Here is a 25,664-nt window from a genome sequence, read left to right as displayed (position 1 = left end):
ACTGCTGATTTTAATAAGATTGTTCCCACCGCGGTGAAAATAACCTCTGCCCAGAAATAAAGTATATTAGGTAGAATCACAAACCCACTAATGGTAACCTACGACGAGGTGGTGGAGAAGTTCTGCCTCTGCGACGTGGTAGCCTACATAAAGGCTAGAGACGGCGTTGTGGAGTACCCACCGCAGCTGGCCGGCACGCCGCTGGACGAAGCTATCAAAAAATTCAAGGGCGTCCCCATAAAAACCGAGAAGGACGGAAAAATCCACGTATTCGTCGTGAGGCACTCGGCGTATCTAAAAAAGATGTTGCTACCGGCCCAGGGGCTCAAGGTGGAGGTACGTACTCCTTCTCTTTCCGCGCCGCTTCCTTAATAGAGTCTATTTTTTCAAATACTTTTTCAAACGCCGTCTTGTCAGCCCTCTTAGTCTGGGCAATGGCGTCAAACAGCGCCTTTTTAAACGCCACTGGGAGGTCCTCTAGGAAGCCTCTGGCGTCTACCCTGGCCGAGGGGAACTCGGCAAGTATTCTCTTCGCGGTCTCCTCGTCGACGTCTACCTCCAGCATCTTTATCTCCCCGCCGAACATGGACTTGAGGTTCTGGGCCAGCGGCGTGTCTTTAATAGCCTCGTAGCGCTTCTCGTCTATCAGCAACCCGATTTTGTACGTCATAGCTCCACCTCCAGCTCCTGTTCTTTAATTTTTAGGTATCTATCTGTGACGTAGGGGTAGCCGTACACCCTCCACCACTTTACAATTACGTCGTACACCTCCGGCCTCATGACCACCTTCGGCGGCTTGAGGCCCTCTATGATGACGCCGCGGAGGAAGGAGCCGGATATCCTCTCCGGGGTGTGGCCGCAGAGGGCGACCTCCTTGTAGTCGCCGTAGGACATGCCTAGGTATGTATACTCGCCGCACTTGGGGCAGTAGGCGAACTCGCCCAGGTTCACTGGGCGTATCTTCAGCCCCTTGTCCGTCACGTGAGGCGGCTCGTTGATGCCGTAGCTGGGGAGGCCCCGCGTCCAGAGGTACTGCGTGGCGTAGGGGTCGTAGTAGTCGCCCGTGGCGGCGTGATCCCTGCCGAACATGTGGTGCGTCGCGCCGAGGTTCTGTCTAATGACCCCGTGCAGTAGCGACTCCAGCGGGTTTCCGTAGCGCATATCCCACAGAGTCATGGTAACCACGTGGCGGTCTGGGTGGAAGTAGCCGAATTTGTTAAGGGCCTCGTGGCCCTCCAGAATGGCCTCGTCTACGTAGTCCCCCGGCCTCTTGGCCCCTATAATTGCGTTTACGAGCACCGCGTCCCCCGGCCTGTCGCCGCCGGCGACGAACATGGCCCTTTTCATAAGCATTTCGTGGCCTATGTGCGGCACGTTCCTCGTCTGGTGGGCAACCACAATCTTCCACCCCTTCTTAGCCACGTACTCCCGCGAGACGTGCGGCGGCATCCAGAACCTGCCGTAGGGGTCTTTAAACCTCGGCGAGTTCACCACTGTTATCTTCCCCGCCAGGGCGATGGGCTTCATGGACCGGTATATCAGCCAGCCGGGGTGCTTCTCGTCGAACCTCTTCTTCACCACCTCCCTGTTGCGGTCGGGGGTTCCGAAGACGGCGTCGGCGAACTCCTTGCGGTCCGGGAGCTTCCACACCTCCTCGATTTTCAACGTGGCAAGCGGCTTGCCCTTGAGGGTGAGCAACACGGTGTCGCCCTCCTTCACCCCCAGCGACTTGAACCTCTCCTCATCCACGTCGAACACCAGTGGGAATGGGAAGAGCCAGCCGCTCAGTAGGCGCCTCTCTTTTAAAATACTCTCCACCTCGTTCCTCGTCATAAAGCCCTCCACAGGGCTGAAGAAGCCGTAGGCTATTGACATGATTTCGCGGTATGGGTTGCGGATCGGCGCACCGTCCGGGCCGAGTGTCGGCTCTATCTCCACCTTGGTAAGGCCCCTCACGGCGCTCTCCGCCTTGTCTCTATCTTCTATTACGTTGTATACCAGCCGCCCTCCGTGTGGTTCAAGTGGCGCAGGCATGGCGTCTCTATGCAAAAAAATCTAAAACATTATTAGCAGTTGTTAGAAAATAACCTACCTACGCATAAAGACGACCTCGGAGTCGTCCACGGGAACCTCCACGAGCCTCAGCTTGGTGTCGGGCGCCAGCACTGAGAACTGGGCAGGCTCCACGTGCACCACTTCGCCGAACTCTATATGCTCCAGATATTCAAGCGCCACCGACCCCTCGTACACGGGGAAGCCCTCCAGCTGTCTCCGCACAACGATCTCCCCTATGCCGAAGGGCACCCGCATCACAACTCTAGTAGCCTTCACAGGCTCCACAGCCTCCACGGCGAACTCCGCCTCCACGGGCACCCTGCCCCAGCCGTAGTTGGGGTATAGGAGGTAGGCCACCTCCCTAGAAACCCCCGAACAAGGCCCCTTCACCACCTTCGCCACAAGCGACTTGCCGTTTGCGGCGGTGACCCTGACGTAGCCCTCCCCCTCTAGAAACACCACAGCCCGGTAGTCGAGAATCGAAGAGGTTCTGCACATGCCGAGCCTCATGGAGAAAATCAAAAATAGCTATATAGACTTTCCCCCCGTGATTCACCCCAAGTGGATAGAGCGCCACTATAGACACATGACAGAAGCCATTAGAGGCCTCGAGCGGGGCGACGACTCATGGGCTTGCTACAACGCCTACGTCGCGGTGAGAGCCCTGCTCATGGGGGTTCTGGGTAGCCACCCATATGCCCCCACGCCGGCTGTCCACGCCCTCCCCGCGCTCTTGGCGAAGGCCGTGGGCAACCCCTCTGCCGAAGCTGTCAAATGTGCTTACTGTTTAGAAAGGCGTTTGACAGATCCCAAGGGGGATCTATGTGTAAAATGTGCAGATATAATAAGTGAATGTCTATCAAAGCTAGGACCCAGCCGCGTCCATAGCCAATAGGATCAATATTAATGTTAGAAAGATTTATATTGCAGAACTTTGTGGCCATCTATGTGCGCGCCACCGAAAAAGGCCGAGGAGAAGAAGAAAGAAGCTGAAAAGAAGCAGTAAACTATACGCCTAACTAAACAACCTTTTTTCTCACCCCTTTCACCTGCTACGGGATGTAGAAGTCGTCGTATCCCCCGGCGGGTTCTTGGTATGACGTGGTGACTCTACACTTCTCAAACCCCCTGCAGAGCTCCTCTACGAATTTGCGGACCCGCTCCTCGTCGCCCTCGGCCACGACCTCTACCCTGCCGTCAGGAAGGTTTTTGGCATAGCCCACTAGCCCAAGCGCTTTGGCCCTTGCCCTCGTGATGGGCCTGAAGCCCACCCCCTGGACCTCGCCTTCGACGTACGCCACCGCCCGTACACGCCTCCCGACGACCCTTGCGAGGCCGCCCAGCACGGCCGCGGCGCCTAGCTTCTCCCTGAGCTTCCTGCTGGATATGTACTGAAGCGCCCTGTCGGGGACTATCAGCTTCCCCTCTCCCTTGCCCTCCACGTAGCCGATGACAGTGGGCCTGGCGTGGGGGGCCTTGGCCAGCTTGTCTAGAAGCTGGTCCGCGATTTTCCTGTGGGCGAATATCGCCACGGCGCCGTTGGTCCCGGCGGTGGCGTCGGGCATTATGTAGTTATCCGCGGCGAATTTAGAAACCTTAGGCGACATCAAGGGCACGTCTAGCAACCTCACGTCCACCCCGGCCCTCTCCGCCACCTCCTTGAAGACGAAGATGCCCGGCCCCGAGACGTCAATGGTGGCGGCTACGTGCGCCTCCGGGTCGAAACGCTCGCCGAGGTCGGGGAGGAATTCGTAAATCACCCTCGCCACCTCTAGGTTAGGCGTCGCCATGACCTCCAGCACCCTCCGCTTCTCCTCCTCGAACTGGTCCAGCGGCATCACCTCTTCCTCAAAGCGCTTCATCAACGCCTCGTCTGTGTGGACGGCGACGTACGTGGTGAAGTAGGCCAGCTCCCCGAAGGGCCTAGTGACGAGCACCACGAACCCCTCCCCCAGCTTGTCGTAGTAAAGCGGAGGCTCTCTGTCCAGCGAGGCGTAGGCCGTGGCGCCGAGGAGCAGATACCCCATGTCGGGTTGCGGCGCCTCGACAAGCTTCCCCAGCGAGGATGCGTAGCTGGTCACCCTGGCCTCTAGCGACTTGCGGTAGGGCGACGGCGCGTCGTAGACGGGGGCTATGTGCAGATCTCTCCACGCCCCCTTGGCAAACAAGTCGTTTAGGGCGTTGTTGACGGCTACGGCGACTTGTAGCGGGGAGTCGAAATCCTCCGACGGGTCGATAACCTGTATAGTGTCGTTGTTAGCCAGCACGTAGCCTCGGCTCCCCTCGGCCTTGAGGAAGTCCACCATGAAGAACTCCGCCCCCTTCTTCGTGCTGATGATGCTGTGCCCCTTCCCAAACCACACCCTGTGTCTGCTCGACCCGAGGGCTTTGTAGAGCCTAGCGGCGTACTTCGCGAAGGTCTCCGGAGAGGCCGCCTTCCCCATGTACAGCTGCGCCAGGACGATGGCCACGGTGGGAGCCAGCTTCTCCACCTCAGCCGGGTCCAGCCGGGGCTCCTCCACGTCGAGGAAGTAGCGCCTCAGCTCGGCGGCCTCCCCCGGCATAACCGCGGCGTCCTCCCGGGGCGCGATGACGAGGTTCAGCTTATACATGTCCTCCTTTAGGAGCTGGAGCGCGGGGTACAGCACGTTGTATAGATCCACCTTAACCGAGCAGCCAAGCGACAGCGACTCCAAGGCAATACCCGCCTCGCGGTACAGCCTAACCCGCTCCCTAAACCTCTCCAGCCTGTTCATAACTTGATAACTATCTTCCAGACCCCGGGCTCCACCTCGTATACCCCCTCCACCACGCCGCCCTCCCGCCGCGCAACCGCCGGCACGTTTTCACAACTCGGCGGGTTGTCGGTAATAACCTCCAAGACGCTACCCCTGGGCAGGCTCTTTATAGCCCTCACCGTCGCCAGCTGGGGGTAGGGACACACGTAGCCTCTTAGATCCAGGATGTGTACCTTCCTCGACTCGTCGTACACCGCCTGCGCCATGAGTAACCCCTCCTCATTGCTATATATCTGTTTTTAAAAAGTGTTATTTTTGCACCAATATATGCCAGAGGGCTATTTTTAGGAATGCTGGAAACAACATTTATTAACGGGGGGTCTAACGGCCCTATGCCAATGACTCTGGATGTCAGAGGGAAGTTCTGCCCCATACCGGTTATGGAGACGGCCAAGGCCATTGCCCAGGTAAACGTGGGAGACACTATCGAGGTGCTCGCCACAGACCCCGCCGCGGACCCCGACATAAAGGCTTGGGCAAAGAGAATGGGCCACGAGGTGGTGTCCAGCGAGAAGCTTCCCGACGGCACACTCAGAATAGTGGTGAAGAGGCTTAAGTAGGTGTCCGTATACATACCGCATTTCTTCACGAAGCTAAAGGCCTATGTGTCTAAATTCGGCACAAGGTGCACGAAGCCCGAGGGCGGAATTGTACTAGACAGGGGGCTCATATTGGCGAGAGACTCTATATACTTCGAGGGCAGGTGTATACAAGACGGCGAGCTGGCGTGGGCGTTGAAAACCACGGGGTTCCCCGACTGCACAGAGAAGAAAAACGCCGAGAGGATAGGCCCGCCGTACCTCGAGTACTACGCAGACTCAGATTACGCCCTTGCCCTGGTAAACGGCGGGGACGGCGTCTATCTGCTGGAAAATGTAGAAGGCGCCGTGTCGTGCGTCTGCAAAACAAACATAGATCTGGAGGACTACCTAAAAAGCCACTCTATTTTGGAGAGGTGGCTTAGAAAGTTAATGTGATCTTCCCCACGTTTCTAAGCCTCGTCTCAATGACGCGTTGAAGCGAGGGGCATGGATCTAGACTACAGTACTTCTCGCGGCCGCAGAGACGGCACTGCACAGCCATAAGCGAGCCGTTCCTTAGGTTAACCAGGGCGAAGTAGCCCTCGTCAGCTATTACAACCGCGTCGCCGAAGAAGCGGTGTATCATGCTAATGATGCCGTAGGCCACCACACGGCTGGCGAGCACCCTATCCCTGTGGTCGAGGACAGACATGCACCCCACGTACTCGGAGCCGCACTTATCCAGTATGTAGCTAACCATTGTAGCTATACTCGTCACAGGCGCGTCTCTGTCTGCCAGCGAAAGGAAAAACTTGATAAAGGCGTTGACCTCCTCCAGAGAAAACATCCTCAGCCCCAGAGCCTCTCTAAGCTTGGAGAGGGTTATGTCGAGGCTGGCCATCTTAGTCGAGTAGGTGTACAGTAGGCCCTTGATAGAGGCGTCGTAGAGACTAGCCCTGGGCCCCCCGGTAGAGGTCAGAAACCCCATCTGCTCCAGCTTCCTCGCCTTTCTGTATGCGTGGGAAAAATGGATATTGAGGTCCCGAGCAACCCGGTACATAGTCACGGGGCCGTTAGAAACTACATAAGCCACGATGTTCTTAGCAGAATCATCTAGCTTTGGCCAATACAACATTACTACTTATGAATATCATGTTATTTAAATCTTACACTTTTTTACACTTGTCTAGTACTATTTACAAATAAATAAAGAATTCAACACAACATTCTACTTTCAATAAGTAAAAAACCTATTACTTACTACCACTATTAATAGACAGTTTATCTAATATAGACATAAAGTATTTATCGCTATCCCATTCAAATTCCTCAAGCAACGCTTCCAAAAACCCACCGGTTAAGACGTCGGCCTCGACCACGGTCTTGAAGCCCAGCACGGCGTACACAACATCTCCATCTCTCTTAAGCGGCATAAGGAACGGAGCCACGTTCCCCACAATCACCGTCGACGCCTCCTCCAGCTCGGCGGCGTCCACCGCCGCCTTTATCTGCCTAACGTCGTCCAGGTCGGCGAACGCCAAAGCAACATAGCCACCGGACACCGTAGCTGAGACGAGGTAGGGGCGGGGCCTCCCCGGCGGCGAGTAGATATACGTCCTTTCCTCATCGTCCGGTTGCGACCTGATCATGGCGACGAGCCCCACGCTGTCCTCCACCTCCTCAACCCCGTATTGAAAACGGAGTTTTAAAAGAAGGTCTCCAATTACGTCGTAGATACTCATTAAATGGGGCCGAACTGCCTAATCCCAAACTCACCTGATATGGCCACAGGCTTGTTCCACTTAGTCACTGGGATCTCCAGAAGTTTGTAGAACTGCTCCATGCCGACCCTGGCTATCCAGTCGCCGATGCGCTCCCCCTCCCTCGCGTTGGCCCTCCAGACGTCGATTATCTTCTTCACCACAGCCACTATCTCCCTGTACTCAGGCGGGATGGCCGGCACCCACGGGATGACTTGGATAGACGGCATAGAGCCGCGGCCGGTGTTGCTGGCCTTGCCCCCCACAAGGATGGCCACGCCGATCTTAGACTCGTCGAAGTCCATCCAGTCACATACGTCGCGGCAACGGCCGCAAGCTATACACTTGCTCCTAATAACGTCTAGGCCAACCGTGCCGTCCGGCTTGCCGTACACCTTTATGGCGCCCGTTGGGCAGACCTCGGCCACCTCAGGCACGTGGCCAGCCTCCAGCGCCTTGGCGGAGCGGGGGAGGCAGAGTTTTACACGCTCCGGGTCGTAGGTCGGGGCGTCGCCGTAGTGCCCCACGATGTTTATGTCGGAGGTGAAGCCGCCGCAGGAGCTGGGGCACCCAGAAACGTTAATCCTCAGCTTAGCCGGGAGCTTCACCTCACCAGTGAAGTACGGCTTCAGGTGGTCGTATAGCACCTTTGTTATACTCGGGGCGTCAACCACCGCGGTGGTACAGGTTAGGAACGCGGTGCAGGAGTTGATGGACCAGAGGGTGGGGCCCCAGCCGCCTACTGGGAAGCCCATCTTCTCCACCTCTTCCTTAATCTTCACCGCCTTGTCTAGGGAGTCTGTGAGTATCTCAAGATTTCCGTTTCTCGTAATCTTTATCCCGCCGATGCCCAGCTTGTCCGCAATGTCTATGAACTTTCTCATGGTCTCAGTGCTCATTCTAAAGTTCGGCGGGGTGCCCACCTTTACTGTAAATACGCGGTCTCCTGTAGAGGATATGTGCTCTATGATGCCGTATCCGTGGAACCTTCTGTCTACCCACTTCCCTACGTTGCGGCGAACTAGCTCAGGTAGCCACTCGGTGTAGGGCACCGGGAGCCGCTTCTGCAGCCTCTGGGCAACGGGGTCCGCCGTCATGGCCTCCTGCCGAAGTACTCCTCCACCAGCTTAGAGGCCCAGTTTGCCCACATAGTCCTCTCCTCGTCGTCTAGCACGGCGCCGGCCCTCAGCGAGGGGTGAAGCGTCGGCTTCTTCTCCTCCTTAAGGCCGAGGATCTCCGTGACGTACTTCTTAAAGCCCACCTTCATAATGAAGTCCCCTATCCTGTCCTTGTGCTTCACCACACCCTTCTCCATATACTCCGTCCAGCTCTCCACAGTCTTCACCACCCAGTCCATGGCCTCCTCCACCGAGTTAACCACCGCAAGCGGCTTACCCATCTTGCCGCCGAACCTACCCTTCACGTGGCCGCCCACAACCACGGCGATCTTCCTCTCTTTTCCCGGCTTTATCGCCGGGTACGCCGCTCTTATGCAGTGCATTGATTTTTTGCAGCGGGTGCCGTCTATCTTCAGCTCTTTTTTCTCTGGGTCCCAGGTAATGGCGCCGCTTGGACAGTTAGCCGCAAGCCTAGCCGGATCCACCTCACCAGCCTCAATCTTCTTCCTCAAAAGCTCCTGATCCACCTCGGGAGCGCCGACCCAAACGCCGATGAAGCCGAAGTCGGCGCGGTGCACGGCGCGTGTGCAGTCGAAGGGGCATCCGGAGAACTTTGCCTTGAATTTGAACGGGAAGAGCTGGTTAGACATCCACTCGTAGATCTTGGGGTGGGTCATGAACCTGTCTCTGGCCTCTAGGGTGTCGTACAGGGCGAACTCGCACAGAGCCGGCCCGACGCAGGCCGCCAGCTCTCTAATAGTGTCGCCGGTGGCCCCTATATCCGTCCCCACGACGTTTCTCAAGTAGTCCACGGCTTCGTCGGCCACCTCCGGCCTAATGGAGATTATCATCAGCCCCTGCTGGCCGGCGATTTCAAGCAAGCCGAGGCCGTACTTATCGGCGAAGTCCATCAGCTTCCTCAGCTTCTCGGTGCTGTATAGGTAGCCGGAGGGTTGCCACACGCGGAAGTGTAGCTCCGAGATCTTGCCGTCGCGGGTCCTCCTGGCGATGAAGCCGGTGTATACATAGCGTATCTTGGCCGAGCCGGCGGCCCACATAGTCTTCCCAGCGGCGAGCCCCGCGGCGTAGGCCTCAATTGGATACTTGGTTTTTTTAAGCTCGGTGACGTGGCTCGGCCAGGGACCAGATTCGTAGTACTTCAACATCTCCATACCTTGTTTTGCATATTCATCAACAGTTAACGGCTTTTTTACACGTACCTGCATAGAGGTGCACCGATCTATTTTAAAATCTCTTATTTCTCCCAAAAGTGAAATAAAAACTTAAGTAATACATATAGGCGGGACAGTGGCCGGGTGGACGGTTATCATCACCTCAGGTAGGCCTTCCAAGGCGGAGCTTCTGGCTAGGTTGATTGTCAAGGCTGGGGGCGAGGTGGTTTACCTGCCCACAGTCATGGTTGAGGAGTCGGGCGTGGATTTGGATGCGGTGGTTGGCCACCTCTCCTGGTCGGACACGGTGCTCTTCATGACGGGGCAGTCGGCGTGGGGCCTCGCAGAGCTGGCAAAGCGCGCCGGGAGGCTGGACTACCTGCGGAGCATCCTAGCGGAGAGGTTGCTCCTATGTAGGGGCGCCAAGGCCTCCGGCAACATAAAGACGTACTTCAAGCTTGACTGTCCCAACTACGGCGAGACGTCCGACGAGCTCCTGGCAAGGGCCTCGGGTCTGCTACGGGGTCGGCGGTTGCTGGTTTCTTTCTACGGCGCGGTGGACACTGAGCTAATTGAGCGGCTGAAGGGCTTGGCCTCGGAGGTGAGGTACGTCCAGGTCTACCAGACGGAGGAGGCGCCAGAGGCCAACGCCTTGGAGGCGGCGAGGAGGTTTTTGGAGGGCCGCCACGTCTTGGTCTTCACAAGCGGCGTCGGGGCGGAGGCTTTCTTCAAGGCGGTGGAGAAGGCCGGCCTGCTTCGGGATGTGGTGGAGGTGGCTAACTCCGGCAGATCTGTCATCGCCGTTGTTGGGCCTGTGACCGAGGAGGCGGTGAGGCGCTACGGAGTTGCGCGGGTGCTGGCGCCCGAGAAGCCCTTCCTCGCCTATCTAGCGGAGGCCGTGGCTAAGTTCCTCAAGGAGGCTCCTGACGTATAGAGCCACCTCGGCAATTCTGCCTCCAGGTGGGCTGAGTGGCTTAACCCCGTATCTCTCCAACGTAGCCGCCACGGCGGGGCCCGCGGCGACTGCTACGGCGTCTTTTAGGACGTCTGGCCGCCTGGAGGCCACCAGCTCCGCGGCTGTGGCGCTGAAGAATACGTACACGTCGCCGCGTGTTAGGCTCCGAAGCACCTCCTCATCCGGCTCGGATCTGTAGGTGTAGAACTCGTGCACCCGCGCGCAGGTGGAGTGGAGGCGCCTCGCCAGCGCCTCAGCCCTCTCGCCGTGGTGGAAGAGGGTTGCCACGCCGCATCGCACCACGAGGTCGGCGAGCTCCTCGGAGGTGTTGGCCACGAGCTGGGGCTCCACGCCAAAGGCGTTTCTAATCATGACGGCGCCCTTCCTCCCCTCGGCCGTGCCCACGGCCTTCCCCGCCAGGTTTAGAACCACGCCGAGCTCCCTGAGCCTATACGCCGACCTCCCGGAGACGAAGATGACAACGTCGCTCTCAGCCACGGCGATCCTCACGGCGTCTGCATCCACATCCACGGGCTCGAGCCTAAGCACGGGGGCGGGGACGACCTCTACATCTCTTAGAATTTTGGCAAAGGCCTCCGCCGCGAAGGGGCTGGTCACCACAACCCGCATAAGCCGTCGGTGTTTTGGACATATAAACTAGAGGTTTGTGTCTATGTGTGGATATTGAGCTGAGGGGGGAGCTGGAGCGGCCCGTGGCAGATGTCGACCTAGATAAGTTGATGCGTTGTCTAGGGTGGAGAAACGGGGGGCGTAGCGGGGAGTACATGGTTTACGAGCCGCGGGTGGAGGGGTGGCTCATCCCCGGCGTTAGGATATATGTAAAATCCAGGCGGGTAGAGGGGGGGTTGTGGATTTACGAGGGGTTCGGCACTGGGCTGGGGAGCAGGTTGGAATTCGTTCTGTATGTAAGGGAGAGGGAGTGGCGGTTCTGTGGGAGGCAGAGCGGGTTGGTGAACCTCCTGGGTAAGGGCTATGTAGAGGAGATGGCGAAGGTGCTTACAAGAAGAATTTTAGACTGTCTCAGACAATTATACACAAGTCGCGAATAAACTTTTTAAGCAAGACCAAAGGTGTACAGCACCTCTAGTTGTTTCCTGTCTTTTAAACATAAATATCTGTAATTTATGAGAATCTATGAGTGTGAGAAAAGACAGGATAAACATCGCCGTGGCCAGGGACGTGGCTGAGGACTTGGCGAAAACCGCGGAGTCCATGGGCTACACCCAGTTCGCCCTGGCTAACCAGATACTGGGCGTCGGCCTCGCGCTGATCAAAGAGGGCTTCTCAGTGCAGCAGATCAGGGACATAGCCACCTTCTACAAGGTTATGACTGAGCTTGAGACTGTCCCCCTCCCCGGCCGCCTCCTGGACAAGATGGTTGTGGAGATGTTCAAGATGAATAAAGAGACGGCATTGGCGGTTTGGTGCGAAGCTGGGAAGATGATAGCGGGGTATATAAAGGCTGTGTTCGGCACGCTGGAGAACGCGGCGTATTTCGCCAGGTACCTCGCCAACGTCGTGCCGGCCAGGAGGTTCGAGATAAAGGCCGAGGGCGGGGAGTTCACAATAGACACCATAGGCGTAGGCTACAGCATAGAGAGCGTGGAGGTGACGGCATCGGCGGTTAGATGCATGCTGGAGGACCTGGGCTACGAAATAGTGGACATAGTGACGGCCCCCGGAATTCTGAGGGTAAAGGCTAGGAGGAGGTAGTAGCCTACCATTAGTAATAAAGATTTTTTAAGAAAACGCCCAGTGGCTCGTGACTCCGAGAATTGTCATATCGGCGCCCCGGGGGATGTCAGGCAAGACCATTGTAACCCTCGGCATTTTGTACGGCCTCGCCCGCAGAGGGCTGAGGGTGGCGCCCTTCAAGGTGGGGCCCGACTACATAGACCCCTCCTACCACAGCATAGCCGCCGGGGCGGCGAGTAGAAATCTCGACGTGGTGTTGATGGGCGAGGATGGGGTGAGGAGGAGGTTTGTGAAATACGCCGCGGGCGCCGACTTGGCTGTGGTAGAGGGGGTGCTCGGCCTCTACGACTCGATAGACGGCGTCTCCGAGTTTGGCTCAACGGCGCAGGTGGCGAAGTTGCTCAAGGCCCCGGTGGTGGTGGTGCTAAACGGCGAGAGGGTAAACAGAACGCTCCGCGCAGTCGTAAGGGGCCTCAAGGCTTTTGACCCCGGCGTGGACGTGGCTGGGGTAATTTTGACAAACGTCACCCCTAGACAGGCGGAGAAGCTGGTCAAGGCCCTCCCCGAGGAGGGCGTGGAGATCGTAGGCGTTGTGCCGAAGTCGAAGAGGGTGGCCGAGGCCTTCGCCTACCGGCACCTAGGCCTGGTCCCCACTGGCGAGAGAGCCGACGCCGGCGGCGTCTTGGACGTGTTGGAGAGCTACGTGGTGCCGCATCTTGATCTCGACGGGATTTTGTCCATCGCCAAGAGGGCCGGCGAGCTTGACGTAGACCCCGAGGCTGACCCCCCCGCTGGCGGCAACTGTAGGGTGGGTGTTATAATGGACCGCGCCTTCACCTTCTACTACCCAGAGCTACTCGAGGCCGCGGCGTCGGTGGGGGAGCCTGTCTTCATAAACTCGCTGAGGGACCAGGCGTTGCCGCCGGTGGATCTCGTCGTGGTTGGGGGCGGCTTCCCGGAGGTGCTGGCTGAGGAGCTGGAGCGGAATAGGCCGTTTAGAAAAGCCCTTCTGAGCTATGTGGAGTCGGGGGGGAGGCTTTACGCCGAGTGCGGAGGCCTTATGTACATGACCTCCTCTATAATTATCGACCGTAGCGAGTACGAGATGGTTGGCGCCATCGACGCAGTCACGGCGATGCTGGACAGGCCGGTGGGCAAGGGATACGCCTGGGGGCATGTGGTGGGGAATACCCCAGTGGCGCCCCGGGGGACGAGGCTGGTGGGCCACGAGTTCCACTACTCTAAGATTATCTTTAGGGAGAAGCCAAATCTCGTCATTAGGCTGGAGAGGGGTGTGGGGGTGGGAGGGGGGTGGGACGGCGTTGTGAAGTACAACATGCACGCCCAGTATCTACACATCCACCCCTACACATACAACGTCTTGGCGGCGCTATGCCGATCTACGTAGTGGGGGCCGGCCCCGGCGACCCGAGCCTGCTGACGGTAAAGGCTGTGGAGCTGTTGCGCAGAGCTGACGTAGTGGCATACGGCGACTTGGTGCCGGAGGGGATCGTCGAAGGCTACGCCCCCCAGGCGAGGCGGGTGAAGATTGGCCACAGGAGGGAGGACCACGACAAGACGGTGGACCGCCTCATCGAAGAGGCGGCCCGGGGTCTCAACGTCGTTGTGCTTAAAAACGGCGACCCCACGGTCTTCGGCCGCGGCGTCCAGATATGTAAAAAAGCCGAAGCCCGGGGGGTGCCGTGTAGCGTGGTGCCGGGGGTAAGCGCCTTCACCGCCGCGGCGGCTCTCCACGGAATTGAGCTGACAGACGGCGTATCGCTAAGACATATAGCTCTCTTTTCCTTCCCCTACTTCGACGCCGAAACCCTAGCCAAGGTCGCCGCCGACACCGTGGTGGTGCACATGATGGGTGACAAGCTGGAGGCTGTGAGGGATGCTGTGGAGAAGGTCTGCGGGGCTGGGGTGAGGATATACGTCTGCCAAGCGGTGTCGCTGGGGGGCAATTGTGTAAAAACCACGGCGGGCGAGCTCCCCTCTTTCAAAGGGAGAAGGCCACTACTCATTATTATACAGAACTGCACACGAAATTAAGCGAATATAAATGGATTATGCCATTTCTATATATTATTAAAAAACAAATATTTTGCCACATATACATTAGTTAATCTGCTCTTTTTCACATATTTATTGTTTTCAAACATTGGTTAATAAGTAATATATGTTTGCATCAATTTTTTCTACATGTCGGCTCCACCGGGCCTACCACCTAAAGAGGAGCTTCTCTCAAAAGCCGAGGAGGTGCTTAAAGAGCTGGAAAAGGGGCCGTGGCCGAGCCACGTCACTGAGCTGAGGAAGACCCGCTATCCTCTTCACGTATACGGCGTGGGGCTTGTGGCTAGGAAGAGCCCATGGGGGCCGGCGGCGGTTAAGGTTGAGTACGTCAACACCGGGGTGCTGTCGAGGTGGGCCAGGGACTGGGTGCCCGGCGGGGGGAGCGAGGTGCACTTCAGAGTATTCCACACCCCGGGCAAGTTCCTCAGGTCCGACTTCGTTAGGAAGATTACCAAGATATCAAGGGAGCTCGGCGTTGGCTTGATAGAGCTCGTTGGACAGACTGGCGCCCTTGTGCTAAACCTCACGCCTGAGACCGCGGAGACGATGGTAGACGCCCTTAGAGAGATAGGGACGGACGTCGGCGGTAGCGGAGACGCCATAAGGGCACTCAACGCATGCGTCGGGCCGGCTCTGTGCGAGTTCGCCCTATACGACACGTTGAAGTGGTACGCCGAGTTCCACAAAGACAAGCGGGTAAACGACAACATCGTGACCCCCAACTACCCCTACAAATTCAAGATAAAGTTCTCCGGCTGCCCGATGGACTGCGCCCGCGCCGCGAGGGGCGACATTGGGTTTATTGGTGTTTGGGTTGGTGCTCCTGAGGTGGATCAGGAGCTTTTGAGGAAGAAGGTAGAGGCTGGTGAGGTGGATCCGGCTAGGCTTGCGGCTAACTGTCCAAGCGGCGCCATCACCTGGGATCCAGAGAAAAAGGAGCTGAAGATAGACGGCACCCGCTGCAAAAAATCAATGCACTGCATAAGAACAGCATACCCAGCAATAAAACCAGGTAAGAACCGGAAAGTTGCGGTGGTGATTGGGGGTGGCTCTAAGGGGCGCTTCGGGCCTAAGCTGGGGTGGTTTATTGGCTACTTGAACCCCGACCAGGCGAGGGACGCGGTTGACCTCACGTTTAAGGTGATTGGGCCTTGGGAGAGCGAGGCGCAGCCTAAGTACAGGCTTGGGGACTACGTCATGCACGTGGGGCTGGACAAGTTCATAGAGAAGGCCGGGATCAAGCTTGAGGGGATGCCTGTCTCCACCGCCAAGAACCCTGACGAGGTGCCGTACGCCGTGTTGCCTAAGGAGGTTAGGGAGAAGTTTCTACAATTCGCAGAGCAGTTGAAGGGGAGGGTATGAGCTCGCCTAAGGCCGCCAGGCTCCAGAAGGTATTCCCCGTCGACTTGGAGAAGTTCCTGCCGGAGAAGGTTTTGAAGAACTACGGCAGGTGGGTGGACAGAAAGTTCCACGGCAACGGCATAATTGAGCACATCTCCGAGACGGGCGACCGGGTCTTTACTGTAAAGGTGGCAATGCCGCCCAACGCCAGAATCAGCGCCGACACGTTAGACAAGCTGGCTGACATTGCCGACAGCCTGGGCATCGGGGCGATGAGAGTTACGATGGCGGGCAATCTTGAGATACTCACAGACTCGCTAGACAAGGCGGTGAAGATCAAGGAGGAGGTGGAGAAGATGGGCTTCCCAGTAGGCGGCTGGGGGAGGTCGATGTGGGGCATAAACTCCTGCACGGCCTACCTCACCTGCACCACCGCGGTGGTCGACTCGCCGAGTATTACAAAGGCGCTGGGCGACGCCCTTGCTCCCTACTTCAAGGAGCAGAGCCTCCCCGCCAAGTTGCGTATATTCGTCTCCGGTTGCCCCTCGATGTGCGCCGGCGGCACCGCCATAGACATAGCCATAGTGGGGCAGTGGGGCGCCCCGCCTAAGATTAGAGAGGACGTCATAGGGATGTGCCTCCCGCCGCCGAGGGCCCTGGCGAAGGTGCAGGAGAGCCAGATATTCCTAGTCCAGGTGTGCCCCACCGGCGCGCTGACTCTGAGGAGGGAGGGCGACAAGGTGAAGCTAGTGTTGCTGGGGGAGAAGTGTATAAACTGCGCGAGGTGCAAGGAGAACTGCGACGCCTTTGACTACGACCCCGAGAACGTGGGGGTGGCGATACTGGTCGGCGGCAAGCTGTCGAACACCGGCGGCGGCGCTAGACTTGCGAGGGTGCTGATCCCCTGGTTGCCGGCGATTCCGCCGCGGTACGAGGAGATCGTCGCGGTGGTTAAACACGTCATAGAGGTGTGGCGCCAGCACGCCAACCCCGGCGAGAGGCTCGCAGACTTCATAGACAGGGTGGGCTGGACCAAGTTCCTGGAGCTGGTGGGGCTGAAGGAGGTGCACGACTACTACCAGAAGGTGCCTGAGTTCGCCAGGACGTTCCTCACATTCCGAGGAAGGGGCGACGTCTACAAGAGGCTGAGAGACGCCTTGTAATGGAGGAATTTGTCAAGAGGGCCAGGTCCCAACCCCCCGTTTTTCTCAACCAGATACCTTACCTCCTCGCCGCGGGCGAGGAGGGGGTCTACTACGTCACTCTCCACGACATGCTCTTCGCCTTTAAGCTAGATGGGGAGTACTACCACCTAGGTTTTCTCGACTTGAAGAAGAGGGTCCTAATAGAGGTTGACCGGTGCGAGGGCGTGGAGGAGGCCACTACGCTGGTAGACGTGGCGGAGGACGTCCCCTGGAGTGGCCAGTCAACTAAGTACGCCTTTTCGGTGTACCCCGCCGAGTGCGGCGGCGGCAGGGCGTTTGGCTTCATCGCGCTGAAGATAAACGTCGAGCTGGACAAAGCCTACCACAACTGGGGGGCCGTGGCGCTGTACCTCCTCCGGGACAGGACAGAGCAGTATCTCCAAGTCTTGAATAAAAAATACAAGGTTTTAGACGCTGTGGAGATAGAGTAGCTACCAGGTTAGCGTTATCTTCGCCTCGCTGGCGTATTCGTAGAAGCTTGCTATGCCCATAATCTTCACCCCCTCCACCACCTCATCCTCCTTAATGTTAAAGGTGGCAGCCGCCGAGGAGCAGAGCCACATCTTACAACCCATGTCGAGGCACTGCTTAAACCTCTCCTGGATCTGCTTGTCAAGCTTCTCAAACACCTTCTTCTTCACGACGTGGGCCCCGTCCAGCGTCCAGAATATCAACACCTCGAACCCCATGGAGGCGGCGGCGAGGGCGTATCCAAGCATTGTAGATATCCTCGGGCTGTCTGCCGGCGGCATAGTTGCCAGAAACGCCACCTTGTCCGCCATGAGGCTCAGAGTTCCATACATAATTAAAAATTATTACCAACCCGCGCGAAACTCCCCGCCCTCAGCCATATATCTAGGAAAGTGGGAATAAAGAAAATAAATTAATACAGTGCATGCCACCATGCCGGTTAAGTGCCCGGGTGAGTACCAGGTGGATGGCAAGAAGGTGATACTAGACGAGGACTGCTTTATGCAGAATCCAGAGGAGTGGGATGAAAAGGTGGCTGAGTGGATGGCTAGAGAGCTGGAGGGCGTCCAGCAAATGACAGAGGAGCACTGGAAACTCGTAAAATACCTTAGAGAATACTGGGAAACCTACGGCTCCTGCCCACCAATTAAGATGGTGACAAAGGAGACCGGCTTCTCTCTCGAGAAGATATACCAGCTCTTCCCCTCAGGCCCAGCCCACGGCGCCTGTAAAGTAGCAGGCGCGCCCAAGCCCACGGGCTGCGTCTAAATCCGCTTTTTCCTTTTTACAAATCGATTAGGTCGATTTTTAGCCCGTCGGTGTCCAGCACGGCGGCTGTGGGTCTCTCCGAGGCGCATCCACAAGCCTCGCCGGGGTTGAGGACGAGGGCGCCGTTTACCCGCCTGATGTCGACCCGGTGGGTGTGGCCGTAGATTACCACGTCGAAAAGCCCAGATCTAGCCATGGCCTCTACCAGAAGCTCAGAGGTGCCGTGGTACACCCCGATCCTCACCCCGCCGAGGTTAACCACGCCGGCCTCCCCCAGCACCTCTATCTGCGCCTCCGCCGCCCTCTTGGCGAAGTTAAACCGGTCGCCGTCGTTGTTGCCGAAGACTGTGTAGACGGGCACGCCCGGCCCAAGGGCCCTCCTCAGCTTAAGCATGGAGAAGGGGGACGTCCAGTCGCCGGCGTGTATCACCGCTGACGCGCCCATCCTCTTCGCCACCTCGCCGAATTTATAAATGGCCTTGTAGTCGTCGTGTGTATCAGCTATAACACCGATGAGCATACGTAGATAAATCTACACTTTTAAAAAATTACCTATGAAATTAATGTTCATAAAGAATTGGAAAAAGACGGGGGGCCGATTTCTAAACCTCAGGGCGGTATTATGTGTATTACTGGAGACGTTCTGAAGCTCCACTGGCCGGTCTTGGGGTCTCTCCTTACGTGTGTAAAGACGTGCCAGTTCTCCTCGTCAATGTAGGGGTAGTCCGCGTTGAGGTAGTAGCCCCTGCTCTCCTTCCTATTCATCATTGAGAACACCACAGCCTGCCCCACTAGGAGGCGGTGGTACACCTCCCAGACCCTCAACAGCTCGTGGAGGCTCGCCGCGGCTGCGAAGCGGAAGTCCTCCTCGAGCATCTTCAACAGCTCCCAGCCTCTGTTGAGGAGGTACATGTTGGTGGTGTAGAACATGCCCCAACCCGCGGCGTATTCATCCATAGTCTTCTGCAGCCTCACGAGGAGCTGGTACCAGTTGAGGTAGTTGGGGTGGATCTCGAACCAGTTGGTGTACTGCGGAGGCATCTCCGGCGTCGTCGTCAGAGGCTTGTTCTTGTGGTACCACTCAAGCGGTCTGTAGACAATTTCCTTGTACCGCTCAATGGTGTCGTTGCTAATCGTGGGCTTGTAGTCCTTGGCCTGGGTCAACACGTACCTCGCCGCGGACTTGCCGGCTATCCTCCCCTCTGTGAAAGACCCGCTACTGAATTTGTGGCCGCTTGCGCCCACCACATCCCCCGCGCCAAATAGGCCCTCCACCGTGAGCATCCTGTTGGGGCCCCATATGTACTCCTTCGGCGCGATGTCGGAAGGCCCGGAGGCCCACATGCCGCCGGGCGACGCGTGGCTGGCTTGAACGTAGGGCTCGGTGGGCATGAGCTCCGATGGGGTCTTCTGCGGGTGGATATTCTGCGAAGCCCAGTAGAACGCCTGTGTGGGGGTCATGTCGAGGTAGTCCTCGAAGAGCACCTTCAGAGACTCCTCGTCGGGAAGTCTCTCCTGGGTCTGCATCAAGTCGGGCCCCCTCCCCTCCTTGAGGTTCTGAATGGTGACCCAGGTCCTTATGGGGGTGGGCGTTGGCTTGGCCCAGGCGAAGTCGTAGAATATCTTGGAGAGCTCGGCCTTCGCCTCGTCTGGCAGAGGCTCCCACTGCTTCCCCTTGACATCTGTCGACCTCATCTTGAGGAGGAGGTAGGGGAAGCCCACCGGTCCGTAGGCGTCTTTAAAGCGCACAACCACCAGCCTAAACTCCATGGTCACCGTCTCAGCCCCGGCGAGTAGAGGTATGGCGTAGGCGCTCCCAGACGCCCATGTGGGGTACCAAGCCCTGCCCAGCCCCTCGCCGACGCTCCTCGGCCTGTACAGCAGAGAGGTGCCGCCGGCGGCTACGATAACCGCCTTGGCCCTAAAGACGTAGAAAGTGCCATCCCTCACATTGAAGCCCACCACTCCGGCAATCCTGTTAGGCCTCGACTCATCTAGAAGTGGATGTGTTACATACACCCTCTCGTACACCTCGTCAGCCGACTTACGGCACGGCTCCGCTATTATCGCCTTGTAAGACTCGCCGTGTATTGGGTGCTGCCACCTGCCGGTTCTGAGGTACTTCCCAGTCTTGGGGTCGCGCCAGATAGGCAGGCCCCACTCGTCGAAGAGCTTTATAGTCGAAGTCATGTGGCGGGCGATGTCGTACACCAAGTCCTCCCTGACCATGCCCAGCAGATCGTTTCTCACGTACTGGACGAAGTCCTCGGGCTTGGGGTCGTCCGGGTCTGTGGTGAAGACGCCGAGGTTGCAGGCGGATAGGCCCATGCCCACGGCGCCGGACTTCTCGGTGTTTGCCTTCTCTACGAGAGTAACCTTGCATTTGCTACGGCACCAGTACTTCGCCTCAAACACGGCGCCGCATCCAGCCATTCCGCCTCCAACCACCAAAATGTCGGTGTCGACGATCTTGGTGGGGAAGTGGAGCGACATAGCCTACCCGCCGCCGGTCTTTTGCTTGGCCTTTAGTATACTGCCCACAATCCGCACCGTTTGCTTGGGACGCGGTAGTTCGGGGAAGCCGAGGTACTCAGGCTTGTCCTCGAGGGCAAGGAGCTCAGAGTCTAGGTCAGATCTCTCGGGTATGTCTAGCGCTCCCTTAGCCGACCCCCACGGCGTCGTCCTAATGGGGGAGGCGAAGTCGTAGACAGTGCCGTCTCTAAACACAATCCTCCAGTAGATGATGTTTTTCTTTGTGTCCCTAATGACGCCGACCCTGGCGCCCAGGGGGGCGAAGTCGGAGTACGGCCTCACGTCGACGGCGTGTTCTGGGCAGTACTTGACGCAGTTCATACACTCAGCGCAGCTGATGGGATCGGCGTTGTAGCCTTTTCTGTTCTTGGGGTTGTACTGCATATTGTCGGCGGGGCATATGTCTACACACTTGCCACAGCCCTTGCATAGAGATGCATATACAAATGTAGGCATGGAGTCTCCGGCTGGCTCTATAAAAATGGATTATTACCAACGGGTGGGAAATAATAGTTTTTTCTACACCGACGGAAGGATCCATGCATAAGCCTGAGATTATCCAACAGGGCGGGTACACATACGTGGAGAGCCCAGTCGACTGGTTTGCCATAGATGTCCTCGCCGTGATTACTGTTATCTGGATAATCGCCACTCTGTGGTATAAGGGCGTTAGGCAGTTCAACTTGATGAGGTACCCGCAGATGCAGATGATGATACCCTACGCCAAGTGGGAGACTGGCCTGCTGTCAAATAAGCCGCCGATGGGAGCCGGCAGGGTCATCTCGGCGTTTTTCAAGACGATCTTCGTCGACGTCCTCGCCATGAATATACTCAAGTGTGAATACGGCCGATCCGAGAAGGAAGTGGTTAGGACTAGGGGCGCCAAGAGAGCCGCCAAGTTGCTCATGGTGTGGGGCTTTGTATTCGCCGCCATATCCACCACGCTGGCTTACTTAACGTTTCCACACAACTACATCGTACTAGACTTCACACACCCGGCGAGGGCGATTGGCATGTTGGGAGGGGTGTTTATGGTGGTTGGGGCGCTTATATGGCTGTCGGTGAGGTACAAAGAGGCGAATTACAGAGGCATCTGGGACCTCATAGGCGCCGACTACCTCCCGCTTATGGTGCTGTTGCTCGGCCTCAGCGGGTTTGTGCTACAGGCGGCGATACTTGCCTGGGCCATCGCCGGAGACGCGGCCTATCCCTTCCTCGTATTTGCCACACACTTCCACGCCATACCTGTGGCGCTGTTCTTCTGGGCCTTTTTCTGGACAAAGGCGGACCACATAATCTATCGCATCTTCTGGCGCATCTACGAATACGCAGATAAAGACCTCGCCGGGGCCAACACACGCCTACCGCCCACCACGCTGAAGCCTCTAAACAAAACCGGCAAGGAGATACAGCCCGGGTACTAGCAAGGGGTTGGAGACCGCGGATTCTCCAAACCCCCTTTTTTTCACCCCCCGCAACAGCTCAGCTTTGTCGGGTCTGTGTAGAAGGCCAGGGCGGCTAGCCGCGCGGCTTCGCCGTACGAGGGGAAGCTTGGCAACCACTCCACCAGGTCGTCTACGGTTAGCCCCATCTGTACCGCCAGCGCAAATACATTAATCAGCTCCTCGGCCTCGGGGGCCACCACGAGGGCGCCTGCGATCCTTCCCCGCTTCGCCGTGATTTTCCACGTCTCGGGATATGTGTTTATCTTTATGAAGCCCCTTGTCTTGCCCCGGGTCCACCCAGCCGCCACGGCGTCTATAGGCGCCGCTCTGCACCTACAGCCGACGCCGCTCTTCAACATGTCCTCCTCTCTCAGCCCCACGCTGGCCACCGCCGGGTCTGTAAACACCACCCTCGGCACCGCCGCCGGGTTAAACACGGCCCTGCCGCCCAATGCGTTGACCGCCGCTACCACCCCCTGCCGCGCCGCGGCGTTCTCCAGGAAGCGCACACCGCCTAGGCCCCCCGTGACGTCCCCCGCGGCGTACACCCCGGGGAGGGAGGTCTCCATCCTCTCGTTTACCTCAACCCCGCCGTGGGGGGCGAGTTTAAGCAAGCCTCCCAGCGGCTCCACGTTGGGGACTCTGCCGGTTGCAACGAAAACAGCCTCTGCCTTCACCTCGCCGCCGCTGTGCCTCACCACCACCTCGCCGCCTCTGACCTCCACGGCGGAGGCCTCGCCTCTTATCAGCTTTACCCCGTCATCCCTCAAGACCTCTTCAAGATACTCGGAAGCAACTTCCTCTTCGTACTTCAGCAGGCGGCCGCGGTGGATAACGGAGACGTCTACCCCCAGCCTCGCCAAGGCCTGCGACAGCTCGGCCGCTATGGCCCCACCCCCGATGAAAACCACAGACGATGGGATATTGTCGAGCTTGAAAAACTCCTCGTTGGTGTAGGCGAGTCCCCTCTCCAGAGCCTCTTTAAGCCCCGGAATGTCTGGGAGGCGGGGCCTGGCGCCTGTCGCCACGATTATCTTATCGCCCTCCACGACCCCCTCCCCCACCTTCACCACGTGGGGGCCGGCCAATACCCCCCGGCCCTCGATTAGCTCCACGTCGTAGTAGCGCAGAACCTCGTCGTACTTCTCCCTCCGGAGATTGCCGACGACATCCTTCATGTGGCTCAGCAACGCCTTGATGTCGACCTTCACCACAGCCTCGAAGCCCTTGTAGAAGGGGTTCTCCGCCTCTTTCTTCAGCTGGGCGGCTCTGATGAGGAATTTGCTGGGGACGCACCCCACGTTTACACAGGTGCCCCCGAGTGGCCCCTGGTTGACCACGGCGACGCTGGCCCCGAGCTGGGCCGCCTTCACCGCCGCCGCAACCCCGGCGCTACCGCCGCCGAGGACCACCACGTCGTATCTAGACATGTGGTTGTGTGTGAAGCGGTTTATAAATTATCATTTATTTGGGCAATTCGGGCAGTACATGGAGGAGGCTAGGATTAGGTGCCTCACCGAGTCCAAGTCGCCCTTTGTGCTGGAGGGTTTGAGGAGTAGGGTTAGGTGGTGGGGCTGGTGTAGGGAGGCGTTTGAGGCGGCGCGGAGGGAGGGGAAGCCGGTGCTGGTGGACGTTGGTGCTGTGTGGTGCCACTGGTGCCACGTGATGGACGAGAAGACGTACAACGACGAGGAGGTGGCCGCATATATCAACCAGCATTTCGTCCCCATCAAGGTGGACCGGGATGAGAGGCCTGACGTGGATAGGCGACTGCAGGAGGCGGCGCAACTAATCTCGGGCCAGGCGGGGTGGCCGCTGACTGTGTTCATGACCCCGGAGGGGGAGGTGATATGGGCCGCCACTTACCTCCCCCCGCGTAGAGAGACGGGGCTACCCGGCATGGTGGAGGTGCTGGAGGCGGTGTTGAAGGCCTACAGGGAGAAGAGGGGAGACATCTCGCAGTTCCACAGAGACTTGACGCGGGAACTCGCCAGGTGGCACGCCCCCGCTCCAGGCGAGCCGAGGCCTGAGGCTCAGCTAGATGTGCTGGCGGCGCTGGCGTCGTCCTTCGACGAGGAGTTCGGCGGCTTCGGCGGGGCGCCTAAGTTCCCACCTATCACCCAGCTGGAGCTACTACTGTTTAGGCATTTCTACGACGAGGTGGGGGTCTACCGAAAGATGGCGGAGGCCACGCTGACGGCCATGGCCCGCGGCGGCATATACGACCACCTCCTAGGGGGCTTCTTTAGATACTCCACGGATAGGTACTGGCTGATTCCGCACTACGAGAAGCTCCTGATCGACAACGCGGAGCTCCTGGCGCTCTACGCCAAGGCTTACAGACAGTTTGGAAACCCGCTGTATAGAAAGACGGCGGCTGGCATAGTGAAGTGGCTGGACGTCTTCATGAGGGCCTCGGGCGGTGGGTACTACGCCAGCCAAGACGCAGATGTGGAAGGCGAGGAGGGCGGCTACTACCGCTGGGGCCTCAACGAGGTGAAGGAGGTCTTGGGCGAGCTGTACCCAGTGGCGGCTCGGCACTTCGGCTTCGAGACGCGGCCGTGGCCTGAGGGCAAGGCGACGCTGTACGTGGCTGAGCCCATGGAGGGCCCCGAGGTGGAGGAGGTGTACCGCCGCCTAGCCGAGGCGAGGGGCCGCAGGAAGCCGCCCTACACAGACACCACCGTGTACGTGGGGTGGAGCTGCGCCGCGGCCTACGCGGAACTCCTCTCGGCCAGGCTCGCCTCGGTCGGCGACGTGGGGCATGCCGTTAAGACGCTTGAGCTATTCGCCGGGCATCTGGCGCGCGTCGGCGGGTTTCCCCACGGCTTTAGAGAGGGCAGGCCGGTGGGGAGGCCCACCGTCGAGGACTACGCATACTGCGTCTTGGCGTGGGTAGAGGGCTTCTCCCACACCGCCAGGCTGGAGTTTATCGAGGCGGCGCGGGCCGCGGGGGAGATCCTCGCCGCGAGGTACCTAGACGCCGGCGGCTTTAGGGACGTGGAGGAGGTTGACCCGGTTGTGGCCACGCCGCACTACCCTGTGCTGGATACGCCGAACTTCTCGGGGAACGCCCTGGCGTCGATTGCGCTGGCGGCGCTGTCAGAGGTGGTGGGGAGGCGGGACTTCGCAGAGGCGGCTTACAAGGCGGTGTCTGCGGTGTACGGCAAGATGGAGAGGGTGGGGCCCTCGGCCGCGGGGCTGTGGCTGGCGCTCGGTCTCCTCAGCTGGGGGGTGCCCCGCGTCGTGGTGGTGGGGGAGTCGGAGGAGATGTGGAAGGCGGCGCTGTCGATCTACAGGCCCTGGATGGTTGTCGTGCCAGTACAGGGGGACTGGCCCTATAAGGATCCGGCGGTTAGGTCTATGCTCAGCGGCCCGAAGCCGGCGGCGTATATATGCGCCGGTAATGCCTGTAGCCTGCCGATAAAAACAGCGGCAGAGCTAGAGAAGGCGGTGGCAGAATTTATGAAAAACACCTACAAGCTAGCGTAGGAGCATCTACGTACATAGAACTGAATTATGACGTGGCCGATCCCCAGGTTGTTGCTTACCCCCCTTTCTAGTTAGGTCGCTGTGTTGGCATCCGGCAAAGAGACGTGGAGAGCGGCGGGGGATTCACCAAATGTGCAACGGTCGTTGCTAGGATACGCCGAGCGGGTCGGCGGAGGCGTGGATGGGTTAGCCCGGCCCCACTACGCGGTCGGGTGGTGAATGGCCCAATGCGGTCAGAG

The 25,664-nt window shown here is 58.4% G+C and carries 30 protein-coding genes; 15 read left to right on the top strand and 15 right to left on the bottom strand.

Annotation, left to right across the window (positions count from 1 at the left end):
• Nucleotides 1–90 precede the first annotated feature (90 nt).
• Nucleotides 91–372, top strand: coding sequence for a hypothetical protein (locus P186_RS08540; RefSeq protein ID WP_014289057.1), 282 nt, complete (start codon nucleotides 91–93; stop codon nucleotides 370–372).
• On the opposite strand, the gene P186_RS08535 is transcribed toward P186_RS08540, so the two are convergent.
• The 3 genes from P186_RS08535 to P186_RS08525 are packed head-to-tail and all read right to left on the bottom strand — an operon-like array spanning nucleotide 326 to nucleotide 2,565.
• Entirely contained in the window at nucleotides 326–670 is a 345-nt protein-coding gene (locus P186_RS08535; RefSeq protein ID WP_014289056.1) for a DUF6955 family protein, read from the bottom strand. The two genes, P186_RS08540 and P186_RS08535, sit on opposite strands and share 47 nt — an antisense overlap.
• Nucleotides 667–2,034, bottom strand: a complete 1,368-nt coding sequence (gene sat, locus P186_RS08530) for a sulfate adenylyltransferase (RefSeq protein WP_148682891.1) — start codon at nucleotides 2,032–2,034, stop codon at nucleotides 667–669. Before sat ends, P186_RS08535 begins: the two co-directional genes overlap by 4 nt.
• Before the next feature lie 54 nt (nucleotides 2,035–2,088).
• Nucleotides 2,089–2,565, bottom strand: coding sequence for a hypothetical protein (locus tag P186_RS08525; RefSeq protein ID WP_014289054.1), 477 nt, complete (start codon nucleotides 2,563–2,565; stop codon nucleotides 2,089–2,091).
• A 37-nt stretch (nucleotides 2,566–2,602) separates the two neighbouring features.
• Between P186_RS08525 and P186_RS08520 the strand changes: the two genes are divergently transcribed.
• Nucleotides 2,603–2,950: a HEPN domain-containing protein gene (locus tag P186_RS08520; RefSeq protein WP_237179379.1), complete on the top strand. Its 348-nt coding sequence runs from the start codon at nucleotides 2,603–2,605 to the stop codon at nucleotides 2,948–2,950.
• 157 nt (nucleotides 2,951–3,107) lie between these two features.
• Here P186_RS08520 and P186_RS08515 read toward each other — a convergent pair whose 3' ends face one another.
• Both P186_RS08515 and P186_RS08510 read right to left on the bottom strand, forming a co-directional pair.
• Entirely contained in the window at nucleotides 3,108–4,811 is a 1,704-nt protein-coding gene (locus P186_RS08515; protein WP_014289052.1) for a SelD-related putative sulfur metabolism protein, read from the bottom strand.
• Nucleotides 4,808–5,059 (bottom strand): sulfurtransferase TusA family protein, encoded by a 252-nt coding sequence (locus tag P186_RS08510; protein ID WP_014289051.1) that lies wholly within the window; start codon nucleotides 5,057–5,059, stop codon nucleotides 4,808–4,810. The genes P186_RS08515 and P186_RS08510 overlap by 4 nt, the downstream gene beginning before the upstream one ends.
• Nucleotides 5,060–5,185: 126 nt before the next feature.
• Between P186_RS08510 and P186_RS08505 the strand changes: the two genes are divergently transcribed.
• A complete protein-coding gene (locus P186_RS08505; protein ID WP_148682890.1) occupies nucleotides 5,186–5,413 on the top strand; it encodes a sulfurtransferase TusA family protein in 228 nt (75 codons plus the stop codon).
• Complete coding sequence (locus tag P186_RS08500; RefSeq protein WP_014289049.1) at nucleotides 5,414–5,830, top strand: hypothetical protein; 417 nt, start codon at nucleotides 5,414–5,416, stop codon at nucleotides 5,828–5,830.
• Here P186_RS08500 and P186_RS08495 read toward each other — a convergent pair.
• The 4 genes from P186_RS08495 to P186_RS08480 form a co-directional block, all read right to left on the bottom strand.
• Nucleotides 5,814–6,509, bottom strand: coding sequence for a hypothetical protein (locus tag P186_RS08495; protein ID WP_014289048.1), 696 nt, complete (start codon nucleotides 6,507–6,509; stop codon nucleotides 5,814–5,816). The two genes, P186_RS08500 and P186_RS08495, sit on opposite strands and share 17 nt — an antisense overlap.
• A gap of 118 nt (nucleotides 6,510–6,627) precedes the next feature.
• The gene (locus P186_RS08490) at nucleotides 6,628–7,116 is read right to left on the bottom strand and encodes a hypothetical protein (protein ID WP_014289047.1); all 489 of its coding nucleotides are present in this window, start codon (nucleotides 7,114–7,116) and stop codon (nucleotides 6,628–6,630) included.
• On the bottom strand, nucleotides 7,116–8,231 hold the full coding sequence (gene dsrB / locus P186_RS08485; RefSeq protein ID WP_014289046.1) for a dissimilatory-type sulfite reductase subunit beta: 1,116 nt from the start codon (nucleotides 8,229–8,231) through the stop codon (nucleotides 7,116–7,118). The genes P186_RS08490 and dsrB (P186_RS08485) overlap by 1 nt, the downstream gene beginning before the upstream one ends.
• Complete coding sequence (locus P186_RS08480) at nucleotides 8,228–9,478, bottom strand: sulfite reductase, dissimilatory-type subunit alpha (RefSeq protein WP_148682889.1); 1,251 nt, start codon at nucleotides 9,476–9,478, stop codon at nucleotides 8,228–8,230. The genes dsrB (P186_RS08485) and P186_RS08480 overlap by 4 nt, the downstream gene beginning before the upstream one ends.
• 82 nt (nucleotides 9,479–9,560) lie before the next feature.
• Here P186_RS08480 and P186_RS08475 point away from each other — a divergent pair, with 82 nt between their 5' ends.
• Nucleotides 9,561–10,358, top strand: coding sequence for a uroporphyrinogen-III synthase (locus tag P186_RS08475; protein WP_014289044.1), 798 nt, complete (start codon nucleotides 9,561–9,563; stop codon nucleotides 10,356–10,358).
• Here P186_RS08475 and P186_RS08470 read toward each other — a convergent pair.
• The gene (locus tag P186_RS08470; RefSeq protein WP_014289043.1) at nucleotides 10,311–11,009 is read right to left on the bottom strand and encodes a uroporphyrinogen-III synthase; all 699 of its coding nucleotides are present in this window, start codon (nucleotides 11,007–11,009) and stop codon (nucleotides 10,311–10,313) included. The two genes, P186_RS08475 and P186_RS08470, sit on opposite strands and share 48 nt — an antisense overlap.
• Before the next feature lie 47 nt (nucleotides 11,010–11,056).
• On the opposite strand from P186_RS08470, the gene P186_RS08465 reads away from it, so the two are divergent.
• From P186_RS08465 to P186_RS08435, 7 genes are all read left to right on the top strand, one after another.
• Nucleotides 11,057–11,449 carry a hypothetical protein gene (locus P186_RS08465; RefSeq protein ID WP_014289042.1) on the top strand — a complete coding sequence of 131 codons (393 nt, stop codon included), beginning with the start codon at nucleotides 11,057–11,059 and terminating at the stop codon, nucleotides 11,447–11,449.
• Between the two features lie 85 nt (nucleotides 11,450–11,534).
• The gene (locus tag P186_RS08460; protein WP_014289041.1) at nucleotides 11,535–12,113 is read left to right on the top strand and encodes a hypothetical protein; all 579 of its coding nucleotides are present in this window, start codon (nucleotides 11,535–11,537) and stop codon (nucleotides 12,111–12,113) included.
• Nucleotides 12,114–12,162: 49 nt separating this feature from the next.
• Entirely contained in the window at nucleotides 12,163–13,503 is a 1,341-nt protein-coding gene (locus P186_RS08455) for a cobyrinic acid a,c-diamide synthase CobB (protein WP_014289040.1), read from the top strand.
• On the top strand, nucleotides 13,488–14,150 hold the full coding sequence (locus P186_RS08450; protein WP_014289039.1) for an SAM-dependent methyltransferase: 663 nt from the start codon (nucleotides 13,488–13,490) through the stop codon (nucleotides 14,148–14,150). The genes P186_RS08455 and P186_RS08450 overlap by 16 nt, the downstream gene beginning before the upstream one ends.
• Before the next feature lie 150 nt (nucleotides 14,151–14,300).
• Nucleotides 14,301–15,533, top strand: a complete 1,233-nt coding sequence (gene dsrA, locus P186_RS08445; RefSeq protein ID WP_014289038.1) for a dissimilatory-type sulfite reductase subunit alpha — start codon at nucleotides 14,301–14,303, stop codon at nucleotides 15,531–15,533.
• Nucleotides 15,530–16,675: a dissimilatory-type sulfite reductase subunit beta gene (gene dsrB / locus P186_RS08440; RefSeq protein ID WP_014289037.1), complete on the top strand. Its 1,146-nt coding sequence runs from the start codon at nucleotides 15,530–15,532 to the stop codon at nucleotides 16,673–16,675. Before dsrA ends, dsrB (P186_RS08440) begins: the two co-directional genes overlap by 4 nt.
• Complete coding sequence (locus P186_RS08435; protein ID WP_014289036.1) at nucleotides 16,675–17,148, top strand: hypothetical protein; 474 nt, start codon at nucleotides 16,675–16,677, stop codon at nucleotides 17,146–17,148. Before dsrB (P186_RS08440) ends, P186_RS08435 begins: the two co-directional genes overlap by 1 nt.
• Here the strand turns inward: P186_RS08435 and P186_RS08430 are convergent, their stop codons facing one another.
• Nucleotides 17,149–17,499, bottom strand: coding sequence for a DsrE family protein (locus tag P186_RS08430; RefSeq protein WP_148682887.1), 351 nt, complete (start codon nucleotides 17,497–17,499; stop codon nucleotides 17,149–17,151). It lies immediately after the preceding gene.
• 121 nt (nucleotides 17,500–17,620) lie between these two features.
• On the opposite strand from P186_RS08430, the gene P186_RS08425 reads away from it, so the two are divergent.
• On the top strand, nucleotides 17,621–17,956 hold the full coding sequence (locus P186_RS08425) for a TusE/DsrC/DsvC family sulfur relay protein (protein ID WP_014289034.1): 336 nt from the start codon (nucleotides 17,621–17,623) through the stop codon (nucleotides 17,954–17,956).
• 16 nt (nucleotides 17,957–17,972) lie between these two features.
• On the opposite strand, the gene P186_RS08420 is transcribed toward P186_RS08425, so the two are convergent.
• The 3 genes from P186_RS08420 to aprB form a co-directional block, all read right to left on the bottom strand.
• Complete coding sequence (locus tag P186_RS08420) at nucleotides 17,973–18,476, bottom strand: metallophosphoesterase (RefSeq protein ID WP_014289033.1); 504 nt, start codon at nucleotides 18,474–18,476, stop codon at nucleotides 17,973–17,975.
• Between the two features lie 89 nt (nucleotides 18,477–18,565).
• Nucleotides 18,566–20,449, bottom strand: coding sequence for an adenylyl-sulfate reductase subunit alpha (gene aprA / locus P186_RS08415; RefSeq protein ID WP_014289032.1), 1,884 nt, complete (start codon nucleotides 20,447–20,449; stop codon nucleotides 18,566–18,568).
• Nucleotides 20,450–20,452: 3 nt separating this feature from the next.
• The gene (aprB, locus tag P186_RS08410; protein WP_014289031.1) at nucleotides 20,453–20,944 is read right to left on the bottom strand and encodes an adenylyl-sulfate reductase subunit beta; all 492 of its coding nucleotides are present in this window, start codon (nucleotides 20,942–20,944) and stop codon (nucleotides 20,453–20,455) included.
• Between the two features lie 83 nt (nucleotides 20,945–21,027).
• Here aprB and P186_RS08405 point away from each other — a divergent pair, with 83 nt between their 5' ends.
• Nucleotides 21,028–21,912, top strand: coding sequence for a hypothetical protein (locus tag P186_RS08405; RefSeq protein ID WP_014289030.1), 885 nt, complete (start codon nucleotides 21,028–21,030; stop codon nucleotides 21,910–21,912).
• Between the two features lie 41 nt (nucleotides 21,913–21,953).
• Here the strand turns inward: P186_RS08405 and merA are convergent, their stop codons facing one another.
• The gene (gene merA, locus P186_RS08400) at nucleotides 21,954–23,363 is read right to left on the bottom strand and encodes a mercury(II) reductase (RefSeq protein ID WP_014289029.1); all 1,410 of its coding nucleotides are present in this window, start codon (nucleotides 23,361–23,363) and stop codon (nucleotides 21,954–21,956) included.
• Nucleotides 23,364–23,421: 58 nt separating this feature from the next.
• Here merA and P186_RS08395 point away from each other — a divergent pair, with 58 nt between their 5' ends.
• Nucleotides 23,422–25,425, top strand: a complete 2,004-nt coding sequence (locus P186_RS08395; RefSeq protein ID WP_148682886.1) for a thioredoxin domain-containing protein — start codon at nucleotides 23,422–23,424, stop codon at nucleotides 25,423–25,425.
• Nucleotides 25,426–25,664: the final 239 nt, after the last annotated feature.

The sequence above is a fragment of the Pyrobaculum ferrireducens genome (genome assembly GCF_000234805.1).
GTDB classification, from domain to species: Archaea; Thermoproteota; Thermoprotei; order Thermoproteales; family Thermoproteaceae; genus Pyrobaculum; species Pyrobaculum ferrireducens.
Note: the sequence above shows the minus strand (reverse complement) of the source record. Positions and strands in the feature narration are given on the sequence as shown.